Origin of the sequence: Halalkalibacter alkalisediminis (assembly GCF_028610705.1) — a bacterium.
In the GTDB taxonomy this organism is placed as follows: domain Bacteria; phylum Bacillota; class Bacilli; order Bacillales; family Bacillaceae_D; genus Halalkalibacter; species Halalkalibacter alkalisediminis.
The window spans coordinates 221,830-235,020 of the sequence record NZ_JAQQWT010000006.1; the positions used below are offsets into that span (position 1 = coordinate 221,830).

General features: G+C 39.1%; 12 protein-coding genes and 1 riboswitch. Of the genes, 2 read left to right on the forward strand and 10 right to left on the reverse strand.

The features are described from left to right. Nucleotides 1-7: 7 nt before the first annotated feature. Together PQ474_RS11835 and PQ474_RS11840 are read right to left on the reverse strand one after the other, a co-directional pair. Nucleotides 8-637 (reverse strand): succinate dehydrogenase cytochrome b558 subunit, encoded by a 630-nt coding sequence (locus tag PQ474_RS11835; protein WP_273843368.1) that lies wholly within the window; start codon nucleotides 635-637, stop codon nucleotides 8-10. Between the two features lie 300 nt (nucleotides 638-937). Continuing rightward, complete coding sequence (locus tag PQ474_RS11840) at nucleotides 938-2,287, reverse strand: TrkH family potassium uptake protein (RefSeq protein ID WP_273843369.1); 1,350 nt, start codon at nucleotides 2,285-2,287, stop codon at nucleotides 938-940. A gap of 363 nt (nucleotides 2,288-2,650) precedes the next feature. Here PQ474_RS11840 and PQ474_RS11845 point away from each other — a divergent pair, with 363 nt between their 5' ends. Next, the gene (locus PQ474_RS11845) at nucleotides 2,651-3,046 is read left to right on the forward strand and encodes a YslB family protein (protein ID WP_273843370.1); all 396 of its coding nucleotides are present in this window, start codon (nucleotides 2,651-2,653) and stop codon (nucleotides 3,044-3,046) included. 51 nt (nucleotides 3,047-3,097) lie between these two features. On the opposite strand, the gene PQ474_RS11850 is transcribed toward PQ474_RS11845, so the two are convergent. The 8 genes from PQ474_RS11850 to PQ474_RS11885 all read right to left on the reverse strand — a co-directional run bounded on the left by PQ474_RS11850 (nucleotide 3,098) and on the right by PQ474_RS11885 (nucleotide 12,172). Further along, nucleotides 3,098-4,339 carry an aspartate kinase gene (locus tag PQ474_RS11850; protein ID WP_273843371.1) on the reverse strand — a complete coding sequence of 414 codons (1,242 nt, stop codon included), beginning with the start codon at nucleotides 4,337-4,339 and terminating at the stop codon, nucleotides 3,098-3,100. A gap of 118 nt (nucleotides 4,340-4,457) precedes the next feature. Then, a riboswitch (Lysine riboswitch) is annotated at nucleotides 4,458-4,645 on the reverse strand. Between the two features lie 91 nt (nucleotides 4,646-4,736). Next, nucleotides 4,737-6,527, reverse strand: a complete 1,791-nt coding sequence (gene uvrC, locus PQ474_RS11855) for an excinuclease ABC subunit UvrC (RefSeq protein ID WP_273843375.1) — start codon at nucleotides 6,525-6,527, stop codon at nucleotides 4,737-4,739. 175 nt (nucleotides 6,528-6,702) lie between these two features. Next, on the reverse strand, nucleotides 6,703-7,017 hold the full coding sequence (trxA, locus tag PQ474_RS11860) for a thioredoxin (RefSeq protein WP_273843376.1): 315 nt from the start codon (nucleotides 7,015-7,017) through the stop codon (nucleotides 6,703-6,705). A gap of 171 nt (nucleotides 7,018-7,188) precedes the next feature. Further along, a complete protein-coding gene (locus tag PQ474_RS11865; protein ID WP_273843377.1) occupies nucleotides 7,189-8,166 on the reverse strand; it encodes an electron transfer flavoprotein subunit alpha/FixB family protein in 978 nt (325 codons plus the stop codon). A gap of 14 nt (nucleotides 8,167-8,180) precedes the next feature. Then, nucleotides 8,181-8,951: an electron transfer flavoprotein subunit beta/FixA family protein gene (locus PQ474_RS11870; RefSeq protein ID WP_273843378.1), complete on the reverse strand. Its 771-nt coding sequence runs from the start codon at nucleotides 8,949-8,951 to the stop codon at nucleotides 8,181-8,183. 21 nt (nucleotides 8,952-8,972) lie between these two features. Beyond that, entirely contained in the window at nucleotides 8,973-9,749 is a 777-nt protein-coding gene (locus PQ474_RS11875; RefSeq protein WP_273843379.1) for an enoyl-CoA hydratase, read from the reverse strand. Nucleotides 9,750-9,776: 27 nt separating this feature from the next. Next, entirely contained in the window at nucleotides 9,777-10,361 is a 585-nt protein-coding gene (locus PQ474_RS11880; protein ID WP_273843380.1) for a TetR/AcrR family transcriptional regulator, read from the reverse strand. 104 nt (nucleotides 10,362-10,465) lie between these two features. Then, nucleotides 10,466-12,172, reverse strand: a complete 1,707-nt coding sequence (locus tag PQ474_RS11885; RefSeq protein WP_273843381.1) for an AMP-binding protein — start codon at nucleotides 12,170-12,172, stop codon at nucleotides 10,466-10,468. A gap of 176 nt (nucleotides 12,173-12,348) precedes the next feature. Between PQ474_RS11885 and PQ474_RS11890 the strand changes: the two genes are divergently transcribed. Further along, nucleotides 12,349-12,993, forward strand: a complete 645-nt coding sequence (locus tag PQ474_RS11890; RefSeq protein ID WP_273843382.1) for a hypothetical protein — start codon at nucleotides 12,349-12,351, stop codon at nucleotides 12,991-12,993. The last annotated feature ends 198 nt before the right edge of the window (nucleotides 12,994-13,191 follow it).

A 13,191-nucleotide genomic window follows, 5' to 3' on the forward strand; every position in this document is an offset into this window, starting at 1 on the left:
TCACTCCTTAAATGTTTGCTAAGTCTGGATTAACGAATGCTAGAATCGCTCTAATACCGATAAAAGTAAGAACAAAGAAGATTGCTAGTGTTACATATGTTGCGATTTGTTGAGAACGTGGTGTTACCGTAATTCCCCAAGATACCGCAAAAGACCAAAGACCATTTGCAAAGTGGAACGTTGCAGAAATAACACCCAATACATAAAACGCGATCATCCAAGGATTACTGAAAATATTAGCCATCATATCAAAGTTTACATCTGCTCCAAATGCAGCTGCTACTCTAGTTTCCCATACATGCCAAGTAATCCAGATTACTAGAAATACACCAGTCCAACGTTGAATTTTAAACATCCAGTTACGGAAGAATCCGTATCTCGCTGTGTTGTTCTTCGCTTGGAATGCAATGTATAAACCATAGATTGCATGATAAAGCAATGGAATAAAAATAACAAAAATTTCAAGAGCATAACGGAATGGTAGATTCTCCATAAAATGCGATGCTTGATTAAAAGCTGACGCTCCCCGTGTTGCAAAATGATTGACTACTAAGTGCTGAATTAGGAACACTCCAACTGGAATGACACCTAGCAATGAATGAAGCTTACGATTAAAAAACTCTCGATTACCAGCCATACCTTTTTCCCCCCGCTAATAAATTTAACCAATACAACTTAATGATGATTTTCTTCTCTCTTTCATCCGTATATTGTGAGCCTCCCTAAAAAGAACACGAAATATGGAATACTAGAAATATGATCATTTTATCAAATTTCTGTGAAAAAAATCCGACAAATTTATTGTACTCCCAACTAATTACCTCGTCAAGAAAACGTATACAACCTTTTTAAAAGAATATTAAGAAGAAACGTTGAAAATAAAAGACTTTGCTGATCCTATCACTTTTTTTAGGAGAGCAAAGTCTTCATTGTAATATTATCCAATTATAATCCGTTCTGTCGGATATTTAAAATGCGTTTTCGTCTCACGTTTTCTTATCGAGAATAGGAAAGCTATTAAACCCACTCGCCCGATAAACATCAGAACCATTAACACAAATTGACTACCAAACGATAATTGCGATGTAACTCCCATTGAAAGACCACACGTTCCAAACGCAGAGGCTGTTTCAAAGATAATTGCAATTAAATTAATGTCATTTTTACCTTCAAAGGCCACTATCAGTGTAACAGCAGCAAACAGCATGACAATAAAAACAGATAGGACAATAAAAGCTTTTTGACGGTCCTCCGGATGAATTTCACGGCCAAACACTTTAACGTCATCCTTTCCGAGTGCAAAGCTCCGGATCGTTAAGAACATGACGGCGACAGTCGTCGTTCGAATTCCTCCACCTACACTTGAAGGACTAGCCCCGATAATCATCAGCGCCGAGATAAATAAAAGGGTCGCACTGTTTAAATCAGAGACATCCATAATAGAAAGTCCCCCACTTCTAGCAGTAGCGGAATTAAAAATGGAATAAAACAACTGTTGATGCCAATCTAATCCAACATAATAATGGCCAGATTCAAGTGCCCAAATTCCTAAAACTCCTACAACAAAAACAGCAAAATAAGTGGTTGTCGTAATCTTTGTAAATAAACTGAATTTGAAATTGGTGTCCTTCTTAGAAAAATACTCCCTCAATTCTAAAAGAACAGGGAACCCAATCGCTCCGGCAAATATTAATAAAATGACGACAAATTGAACGTAATAATCATTTGCGAATGGAATAAGTGATTCTCCTGTCACATCAAAACCAGCATTGGTAAAAGCACTTAAAGACGCAAATGCCCCTTGGTAGTAAGCCTCACCGACTGTATCAAAATACCGAATAAAGTATGTACCGAGTATAAGAGCACCTATTACTTCAATTATTAGAGCAACAAATAAAATCCCTCTCATCAAATTGACAAGACCAGAGAATGTATTTTGGTTTTGGTCGACCATGATTAGCATTCGTTGGGCAAAATTAATTTTACGCCCAAAGAGCATCCACACAAATGTGCCCAACGTCATAATTCCGATTCCACCCAGCTGAATCGCAAGAGCCAAGAACAAAATCCCTATATAACTGTAAGTTTCAGGTACATTTACAACTGTGAGGCCTGTCACACTTACAGCACTCACAGAAGTAAAAAGAGCTTCTGTATAGGATACCTCCACTCCAGCTTGATGAGAAATAGGTAAATACAAAAGAAAACTAAATCCAACCATCGCAACGATGTAAGAAATAATAATGATTCTAAATGGAGAAAGAAATTGATTAAGTCCTGATTTCATTTAAGTACCTCCGTCTTCATTCGCGCTTAAGTATACCATTTTGTCAAAGTCGAGGCTAGAACGTGTAGAAAATTATAACAGTTCTGTTCTTATCTATTAAATAAAATAAAAATGGGCATGAGCGTTCCCTTCAGCCCAGCTAAATAAAAAGGAAACATCGTCTGCCTTTTTTAAAATGAAATGAAGCGAATTGAACATCCTATTGATTAGAGCTATTTGAAGACCTCTTAGATTAGAAGCGACTAATCTCTAAAAAGCGGTGCTTTTTTCGCTTGTACGTCCTAACAACTTCGTTTATGATCAAAAGTAGCTTACTAACTATTACGCAGGTTTGAACGGTTTCACAAGGGAGAGATGCAACCCATGGAAAGACAGATAAAACAATTTGGATATGATTTAATCCGTAACGATGTTCTAAAAGAGGTCCTTGGTAAAGAACACGATACGCTCCTTTATTGGATAGGGAAGTCACTTGCTCGCAAATATCCTGTAGCAACGATCGAGGAACTCATTTCGTTTTTTGAAGACGCCAATTGGGGAACACTCAATCACATAAAGGAAAAGAAACAAGTTCAGACCTTCGAACTTTCAGGTCCTTGGATCACTAAGCAGGATACACGTTGTTATCAGTTAGAAGCCGGCTTCTTGTCTCAACAACTAGAAACATGGCACAACTGTATTACAGGGACTACATACTCAGTAAAAAAAGAAGCGATTCATTTTACTGTTGAACTAGATCGAAAAGATTTGGTTAATTAAAGACAGATCGCCTGCCCTTTGTTATCAGGCAGGCGATCTGTCTTCATTCATTTACATAGCTTCTATTTCCGCTTCTTCTACCTCTTCGGCTAATTGAAACGCATTATGCAACATCTCAACTGCTAATACCATATCCGCTTCTTCCACTACAACGGATACTTTGATTTCTGATGTACTAACCATCTTAATTGCCACTTCATTGTCTGCTAACACCGCAAACATTTGAGCAGCTACTCCAGGATTAGAAACCATGCCCGATCCTACAATCGAAACTTTCGCAAGTTCTTCTTCAAAATAAATATCAGTGAATTGTAATTCTTCTTGAGCATTTTGTAACACAGCTAACGTTTCTTTTAAAGTAGATTGTGTGATCGAAAAAGAAATATTAACATGCTCATCGTCATATTGATTTTGAATAATAATGTCCACATTCACTTGATTTTCAGATAATGCTGTAAATAGTTTAGATAATGTATTTAAACGATTAGGTAAGCCCCTAACTGTTACCTTTGTGACATCATTTTCAAATGCAATCCCTCGTACAACTAAGTTTTGTTCCATTGTGACTTCCTCCTCGATCATTGTTCCTACTTCTTCGACCATACTTGATGCAACCATTAAGGGCACCTCGTAATTCTTTGCGAATTCAACTGCTCTTGGATGTAGCACACCAGCTCCAAGATTCGCCATCTCAAGCATTTCATCGTAAGAAATGGAATGCAGCTTACGAGCTTTCTGAACATAGCGCGGGTCCGTAGTAAACACACCCGTTACATCTGTATAAATATCACATCGACTAGCCTTTAACGCAGCTGCTAATGCAACTGCTGTTGTATCTGATCCTCCACGACCTAAAGTGGTAATTTCACTTCCACTTACTCCTTGGAAACCTGCAACAATGACCACATTTCCTTGTGAGAGCTCTGCTTCAATTCGCTTCGTTTTTATATCGGTAATTCGAGCATTTCCATGACTCGTTTCTGTTTTCATTCCTGCTTGCCAGCCTGTGAGGGAAATCGCTTGAACCCCCATTTCTTGAAGGGCCATCGTTAAAAGAGAAATTGTGACTTGTTCTCCTGTTGAAAGCAACATATCCATTTCTCTTTTGCTTGGTGTATTCGTAATCTCAGTTGCCAAACTTACTAACTCATCCGTTGACTTTCCCATTGCTGAAACAACGACCACAAGCTCATGACCCTCTGCTTTTGAACGCTGAATTCTGCTTGCTACATGCTTAATTCGTTCAACGGAACCAACCGATGTTCCGCCATATTTCTGTACAATCCTTGCCATTTTTTTCATCCTCTCCATTAGCTCACGGCGATGATGGAACGCAAAAAAGCAACAATAAGGAAAACCCCTCACTGTTGCTTGTCATACCAGTCCGGTACCACACTGCTCCCTGTTTCTCACGTGAGATAGTTCTCCACATACCACTTGGGGTAAGTATGTGACAGCCCTATGCTTATTCAACATAGGTCCAGCACAAGGAATGATGAGGGTTCCTTGCACTTCGGCGAATTCCCCTTTCGACTTTCTTCCATGGTTCTCATTAACCTCTGAAAGTGTACTATTGGTTTTCGCTCCTCTACCAATCACTTCATTTGAAGTGCGGCATATTCAATTGATTTACATTCTAGCAAATGTTTGAAAAAGAAGCAAGGGAAAAATTAGCTCTTTTATTTGCTAGCTAACTCGTTTCTTTTGTTCCATCTTCTTTAAGTGCCTCGACAATTGCCTCTGCCACTTTCTCTGGAATGGACAATTGTTTAAAATCGTCAACTGTTGCTTCTTTCATTTTTTTAACGGAACCGAAATGCTTTAATAATTGTCGTTTTCGCTTTTCCCCCACACCAGGTATGTCATCAAGTGCCGATTTAAAAAACGTCTTAGACCGTGTTTGCCGATGAAAGGTAATCGCAAATCGATGGACTTCGTCTTGAATACGCTGCAGTAAATAGAATTCATGGCTATCTCGTTTAAGCGGTATCTCAATCGGTGGATCTCCCATGAGTAGCTGAGAAGTTCGGTGCTTCTCATCTTTAGCAACTCCACATACGGGAATCAATAAGCCTAGTTCATCAACAATCACTTCTTGCGCAACGGCAATTTGCCCTTTCCCCCCGTCAATGACAATTAAATCAGGCAATGGCAATGATTCTTTTAATAGCCGAACGTACCGTCGACGGATGACTTCTCGCATGGAGCCATAATCATCTGGACCATCAACCGTTTTAATTTTGTATTTACGATAATCTTTGCGACTTGGCTTCCCGTCTACGAAAGATACCATCGCTGAGACAGGATCTGTTCCTTGAATATTAGAATTATCAAATGCCTCGATCCGGTAAGGTGTTGAAATTCCCATTGCTTCACCAAGACGTTCAATGGCTTTAATCGTCCTTTCCTCATCCCTTTCAATCAATGAGAATTTTTCCTTTAAAGCAACAGCAGCATTTTGATTGGCCAAGTCAAGCAATTCTTTTTTCTTCCCACGTTTTGGATGGTGAATTTTCACCTCGAGTAATTCTTCAATCAGCTCTGCATCGACGGTTTCAGGAAGGAGAATCTCTGTCGGTTTAATATGTTCTTTTTTCAGGTAAAATTGCCCGATAAATGTCATTAAATCCTCGTGGGCTTCTTTATAAAATGGAAAAATAGAAACGTCTCTCTCAATGAGTTTCCCTTGTCGAATAAAAAAGACTTGAACACACATCCAACCTTTATCATAGGAAAAGCCAAACACGTCTCGGTCTACCAAATCACTAATCATCATCTTTTGTTTTTGCATCACTGTCTCCATATGCTGCAATGTATCACGAATTTCTTTTGCACGCTCAAAATCCATTTCCTCGGCCGCTTTCATCATCTTGTCCGTTAACTTCTCTTTGATCTCATCTTGGCCTGAACGTAAAAATTTCGTGATATCTTGTACCATTGCTTGGTTCTGTTCTTTCGTCACCTCAGCTACACATGGCGCTAGACACTGACCGATGTGATAATATAGGCACACTTTATCTGGAAGGGTTCGACATTTTCTTAACGGATATAAACGATCCAACAGTTTTTTCGTTTCCGTAGCAGCCCCTGCATTTGGGTATGGACCAAAATACTTCCCACCATCTTTTTTTACTTGTCGCGTCGTAATTAGCCTTGGATGTTCTTCATTTGTAATTTTTAAATAAGGGTAAGATTTATCATCTTTTAGCATTACATTATATTTCGGATCATGCTTTTTAATTAAATTCATCTCTAAAATTAAGGCTTCAATATTAGAGGATGTAACAATATATTCAAAATCAGCAATCTCACTTACAAGTCGTTGTGTTTTGCCGTCGTGTGAACCAGTAAAATAAGAGCGAACGCGATTTTTCAGCACTTTCGCTTTCCCAACATAAATGATCGTCCCTTGACGGTCCTTCATTAGATAACAGCCTGGTTGATCAGGCAGAAACATAAGCTTTTCTTTTATTTGACTCATCGTACTCCACCTCACCCTCTATTGTTTGCCTAGAATGAGAAGAAAAGCAAGCAAGACCTTTTTAGAAATACATGGATTATTGATTTCTTGACCAAGTTCCTTTTAAATACGTGATCCACTTGCTCCAAATGAAAAGCCCGTTCTCAGAAAAGAGAACGGGCACCGAAGCATTACTTTATAGATGCTTATTTAGCAATTCAGCTAATGCTTCTTTTGGTTGGAAGCCAACCACTTGATCCACTACTTCTCCGTCTTTGAAAACAAGTAGTGTTGGGATGCTCATGACGCTGTATTTACCAGCTGTTTCTTGGTTTTCATCCACATCAAGCTTTGCAATTTTTACTTTATCGCCCATTTCAGAATCAAGTTCCTCTAGGACAGGAGCGATCATTTTACAAGGTCCGCACCAAGGTGCCCAGAAATCAGCAAGGACAACACCTTGACTTGTTTCAGATGCGAATGTTTGATCTGTTACATTTACAATTGCCATTAATAAAAACCTCCTTAGATCATTACAAGTTTGATTCACATTGATTATACCAAACACTTCCACTGCTGGCGAATTTGTTGCTTAGTTATTATTGTATCCTTCTTTTGATCAGATACGCACAAAACACTTCTAAGTAAAAAGAAACCACCAATGGCGGTTTCCTTTACTTATTTAGTTAGAAACTAAAGCGCTCTTTAGCTCTTCCGTTAAAATGGGCACAATTTCAAACAAGTCGCCAACGATGCCATAATCAGCTACTTCAAAAATTGGCGCTTCTGGATCTTTGTTAATTGCAACGATTACTTTTGAGTTTGACATCCCCGCTAAGTGTTGAATGGCTCCTGAAATTCCAATAGCAAAATAAAGGTCTGGTGTAACCACTTTTCCTGTTTGACCAATTTGAAGGCCATAATCGCAATATTCAGCGTCACACGCTCCCCGTGAAGCCCCAACAGCACCTCCTAGTAAATCGGCAAGTTCTTGAAGTGGTTTGAAACCTTCTTCACTCTTCACCCCACGGCCACCTGCAACGATGACATTGGCTTCAGAAAGGTCAACCCCACCTGTTGCTTTACGAACGACATCTCGAATCGTTGTGCGAAGATCTTTAATATCAACCGTTACAGACGAGACATCACCCGTACGCGCAGTGTCTTGTTCAAGCGCTGGAATATTGTTTGGTCGAATGGTTGCAAATACAACACCTTCATTGACTTTCTTTTTCTCAAATGCCTTACCAGAATAGATAGGGCGCGTAAATACTGGCTCGCCGCCATCTACATCAATTGCAATTGCATCTGAAATTAAACCTGCATTTAACTTCATCGCTAGACGAGGCGATACGTCTTTACCCATTGCCGTGTGTCCAAGGATAACCCCTTCCGGATTTTCCACATCAAACACTTGTAAAAGGGCTTGTTGATAAGCATCTGTCGTATATGATTTAAGATCTGCATGATTCACTGTTACAACGCGGTCTGCACCGTATTGAATCAATGAATCTGCTAAATCGCTTACATTTTCACCTAGAAGAACGCCAACCACTTCTCCACCGTCTGAAATGGTCTTTCCTGCTGCAACTGCTTCATATGATACATTACGTAATTCTCCATCTCGCACTTCACCGATGACTAATACTTTTTTCGCCATGATTACCCCTCCTATTAAATGACTTTCGCTTCAGATTTAAGTAATGATACAAGCTCTTTTACTTGAGTTGCTGGATCTCCTTCAAGCACTTTTCCTGCTTGTTTGGCAGGTGGTAAGAATATTTCTACTATCGTTGTTTTTGCTTCCACATCATCTTCATCTAAATCGAGATCATCTAAATCCAGTTTTTCTAATGGCTTTTTCTTTGCCTTCATGATTCCAGGTAAAGAAGGATACCGTGGTTCATTTAATCCTTGTTGTGCAGTGACTAAAACAGGCAGAGACACTTCAACCGTTTCTTCATCCCCTTCAACATCACGTACAATCGTTGCTTTACCATCAGCAACGGTTAACTTCGTAATCGTTGTAACTTGAGCAATATTTAATAGTTCAGCTACACGAGGTCCGACTTGACCTGATCCTCCATCAACGGCAACGTTTCCACCTAAAATAATGTCTACTTCTTGATCTTTCAAATAAGTAGCTAGAAGAGTCGCAGTTGTGAATTGATCTAACTCATCCACTTCTTCACTATCAATAAGGACCGCTTTGTCTGCTCCCATTGCTAGTGCTGTACGAAGCTCTTTTTCAGCTTCTTCTTCTCCAACTGTCACTACTGTTACTTCCCCACCATGTTCATCGCGAAGAACGATTGCTTCTTCAATGGCATACTCATCATAAGGATTAATGATAAATTCAGCTCCACTTTCAGCGATTCGACCACCACTAATTGAAATCTTTTCCTCAGTATCAAACGTACGCTTCATGATGACAAAAATGTTCATGTGAATCCCTCCTACAATGTATTATTTATTTTTAAAATTTGGTGAGCGCTTTTCAATAAATGCTTGGATCCCTTCTTTTCCATCAACAGAATCAAAAACTTCTCCAAACAACTCTGCTTCTTTGCTAGAACCAGCATCTTGCTGTGGATTTCTGCTATAACGCAATAATTCAAGCGTTCTCTTCACGGAAACCCTACTCTTAGCTGCTATTTTTTTAGCTAGTTTACGAGATTCTTCTAATAGTTCTGCTTCTGTAGCAAAAGTAGAATTGACAAGTCCGATCGCTTTTGCTTCAGCTCCCGATATTGGATCACTCGTTAACATCATTTCAGCTGCTTTGGCCGTCCCGACAAACCGAGGGAGTCGTTGACTACCTGCAAATCCTGGAATTAATCCTAAGGACAGTTCAGGTAATCCTAACTTAGCATCTTCAGTAGTAAGTCTAATGTGACAGGACATCGCAAGCTCTAAACCTCCACCAAGAGCAGCACCATGAATCGCTACGATAATCGGTTTTGCGAAATCTTCCATCCTTCTAAAGAGTTGCTGACCATGCCTAGCATTCTGAGCAAATTCTGCTCCGTTTAGCGCTTCTGTAAATTCCTTAATATCAGCACCTGCCGCAAAGAAGCGTCCCTCTCCATGAAGCAGGAGAACATGGACATCATCGTTTCTTTCAAGCTCAATCAAAACTTGATCAAGCTCTGCAAGAACGCTCTTTGACAGAGCGTTTGCAGGCGGGCGATTTAGCGTAACCGTAGCGATTTTTTCTTCTACAACCACTTTGAAATAATCCATTTCCTTCTCTCCTTTGCATCATCAAAGCTAAGCGCGGAATGCACGAAGTAACAAGTTGTGAACAGGCTCAGCTGAAGCGATTAAATCATATTTACAATCCTTCATCACCCAGTTCGTTACTACTTCATCTAGCGTACCAAAGATCATTTGACGAGCTAAACGGTTATCTAAGTCGGCAATGAAATAACCAGCTTCTTTTCCTTCAGTAAGCAATTCTTCTAACAAAATTAAGTAATTCTTAAAAATTGTATTAATTTTCAATCGTAAATCCTTATTTGATTGTCGTAGCTCAAGCTGTGTAACGATGGCCAAGTGCTTATCTGCTTGGAGTTGTTCAAAATGCATCTTCACTAAAATTAAAAGTTTGTCTTCAACCGAAGTCTCTGACGCAATGCGTTCTCGAATAATTTCAACAAAATGACCCATCTTCTCTTTAAATAAAGAGGTTAGAATATCTTCTTTATTTTCAAAATATAAATAGATCGTACCATCAGCAACACCAGCTTCTTTGGCAATTTTAGATACTTGCGCTTGATGATAACCATGACTAGCAATCACTTTAACGGCAGCATCGATAATCTGGTTGTATTTAGGTCCTTTTTTCTTTCCCACTGTCGTCGTCTCTCCTTTAAAATGAATGAGTGTTCATTCATAATCTCTATTGTAGTGAAAAAGCTTGTGACTGTCAATCATTTCTTCTATTTAATTTAAAGAGGTTAACTAGTCTTTTTGTTTACTTGCTGCTTTTTTTCTTTTTCTTCCTCAATTAACACGCGTTTTAAGATTTTCCCTACGATGGTTTTTGGGAGTTCATCACGGAATTCATATTTTCTTGGTACTTTATAAGCAGCTAAGTTTTGACGACAATACGCGTTCAATTCCTCTTCTGTTAGGGTGGTCCCTGCTTTTTTTACGATGAAAACTTTTACTGTTTCGCCGCGATACTCATCAGGTATTCCGATTGCAACAGCTTCCTGAACGCTTTCATGATTGTAGAGTACTTCTTCAATTTCACGAGGATAGATGTTGAAACCACCAGCGATAATCATGTCCTTTTTCCGGTCAACAATGTAGAAAAATCCTTCTTCATCCATATATCCCATATCTCCGGTTAATAACCATTCTCCATTCATCGTAGCTGCTGTGTCCTCAGGACGTTTCCAATAACCTTTCATGACTTGCGGTCCTCGAATCGCTAATTCTCCTACTTCGCCTTGAGAAGCTGGTTCTCCTGTTTCCATTGAAAGAATAATTGCTTCTGTATCAGGCCAAGGTAATCCGATACTCGCTTTGCGTCGCTCTCCATATAATAAATTACAGTGAGTGACCGGTGCCGCTTCTGTTAGTCCATATCCTTCTACTAAACGTCCGCCTGTTAATTTTTCAAAGCGATCTTGGACCTCAACAGGTAAAGCTGCAGAACCACTAATACACGTTTCAATCGATGTAAGATTGTATTTTTTCATATCAGGGTGATTAATTAATCCGATATACATCGTTGGCGCACCAGGGAATATCGTTATTTTTTTCTCATGAATGATTTTCAATACTTGTTTTACATCAAACTTTGGTACGATATGCAAAGTGTTCCCCGTTAGCAAAGTTAAATTCATCGATACCGTCATTCCATACACGTGGAAAAAAGGAAGTACTGCGAGGGTTCTTTCTTCGCCCTCTTTCATTTTGTGCATCCAATATCGACATTGAATCGTATTAGCGACTATACTTTTGTGAGTCAACATAACTCCTTTAGCTAATCCTGTAGTCCCACCTGTATATTGTAACAAAGCTAAATCTTCTTCCGGATCGACATCGATTGAAAGTTTTTGATCTGCACCCTTTTTTAGTAAAGAACTAAACGAATGTGTTGATCCATTATATGCCACATCAACCGATAGCCCTGTATTCTTTTTTTCGATAAAAGGATAGATCAGGTTTTTCGGAAACGGTAGATAATCTTTGATAGCGGTTACAATAATGCGTTCAACTGCTGTAGCTTTTTTTACCTTCATGACTCTTGGATAAAGCAAATCGAGACATAGTATAATCTTTGCCTCAGAATCAACTAACTGATGTTCGAGTTCTCTTTCTACATATAACGGGTTCGTTTGAACGACAACGCCGCCTGCCATTAACGTTGCAAAATAAGCAATAACTCCTTGCGGGCAATTGGGAAGCATAATTGCCACTCGATCTCCCTTTTCTAACCCTAAAGTTTGTAGCTGATTAGCAAATCTTCTCACGGATTGAGCAAACTCCTTATATGTAAGAGATTTCCCTAAAAACTCAAGTGCGACATGATTAGGAGAACGCAGAGCGACTTCTTCGACTAATTCATGCAATGCTTGCTTTGGATAATCAATTGAAGCTGGTATTTCTTTATCGTAACGCTGGATCCAATTTTTTTCAGTTACAGTTACCAAGTAAAACAGCCTCCTCTATTTCCTCTCCTTCCAAAGCTTTCATCCTCTCTATTCTCTATTGTAATGAATATTCATTCATTTTTAAATAGAAATTTGCAACTTTTTAATAATTCCCACAAAAAATCTTTGTTTTAGCATGCAAAAAGGAGACAATAGTATAAAGTGAGGTGAATTTTATGAAACATGTGTTTAGTTTTTTTCTATTAATGATCATGGTTGTTGGCTGTCAAAATGAAACTTCCCCTCCTAATACTGTCGAGGATGAGAGACTGCCTGAAATAGAAGTAGATGAAGAGAATACAGAAACCGCTTTTTACGAGGTTGTTGAATCTTATCAACCATTAACGGACTATGATATGTATCATGATGGGACTGGCCTTGGGGAAGGAATGAATTTTCTTGAACAAAGTGGTCCTTACGTATTAGCGGTAGGTCACCAAGGGCAAGCAGTCGCTTTTTATCGTATTCTTAAAATTGACGACACGACAGAATCAATTCGAATTACTCATGAGTTTATGGAAGCAACTGATGAGTTTGAATCTATTCAACGTTCAATCGACGAGGGTGAAGAGCTTTCTGTTTTACTAGAACAATATCAAGCCACAGACCAAAATGAAGACCGTCTCTTCTTTTCAGCTAACGAACAGCCTGAAACGATTATTCTCATACCTGGTGAAGATCTATCTGTCCTCCCAGTAACCGTTAATCAGACGATCTATTATTTTGCTGAAGGTAGAGGTTTAGTTCAAATCCGCTACACCGATGATACGGTGATCGAATTGTTTGGAGAAGAACAAGTAGCTGAAAGCAATCCTCATTGATGATTATTTTTTAGTGTTTGCGATCTCTGTATATGCCGGTGCCTCTTTTTGACATTATCGCAGGTGGGGGATAAATGTATGCATCTCATTGTAGAATTTATGCCTTCATTCGCTCTCCTAAGCGTCACATCGAGAATTTATGCGTCAAATTTTTTTATATGTGTCACACCCTACACAAACATGTACAAAAAACCAGTG

What these genes read in the sequence shown, in the direction of transcription:
- PQ474_RS11835 (WP_273843368.1), bottom strand. Translation starts at nt 637, where the DNA reads ATGGCTGGTAATCGAGAGTTTTTTAATCGTAAGCTTCATTCATTGCTA.
- PQ474_RS11840 (WP_273843369.1), bottom strand. Translation starts at nt 2,287, where the DNA reads ATGAAATCAGGACTTAATCAATTTCTTTCTCCATTTAGAATCATTATT.
- PQ474_RS11845 (WP_273843370.1), top strand. Translation starts at nt 2,651, where the DNA reads ATGGAAAGACAGATAAAACAATTTGGATATGATTTAATCCGTAACGAT.
- PQ474_RS11850 (WP_273843371.1), bottom strand. Translation starts at nt 4,339, where the DNA reads ATGGCAAGGATTGTACAGAAATATGGCGGAACATCGGTTGGTTCCGTT.
- uvrC (WP_273843375.1), bottom strand. Translation starts at nt 6,527, where the DNA reads ATGAGTCAAATAAAAGAAAAGCTTATGTTTCTGCCTGATCAACCAGGC.
- trxA (WP_273843376.1), bottom strand. Translation starts at nt 7,017, where the DNA reads ATGGCAATTGTAAATGTAACAGATCAAACATTCGCATCTGAAACAAGT.
- PQ474_RS11865 (WP_273843377.1), bottom strand. Translation starts at nt 8,166, where the DNA reads ATGGCGAAAAAAGTATTAGTCATCGGTGAAGTGCGAGATGGAGAATTA.
- PQ474_RS11870 (WP_273843378.1), bottom strand. Translation starts at nt 8,951, where the DNA reads ATGAACATTTTTGTCATCATGAAGCGTACGTTTGATACTGAGGAAAAG.
- PQ474_RS11875 (WP_273843379.1), bottom strand. Translation starts at nt 9,749, where the DNA reads ATGGATTATTTCAAAGTGGTTGTAGAAGAAAAAATCGCTACGGTTACG.
- PQ474_RS11890 (WP_273843382.1), top strand. Translation starts at nt 12,349, where the DNA reads ATGAAACATGTGTTTAGTTTTTTTCTATTAATGATCATGGTTGTTGGC.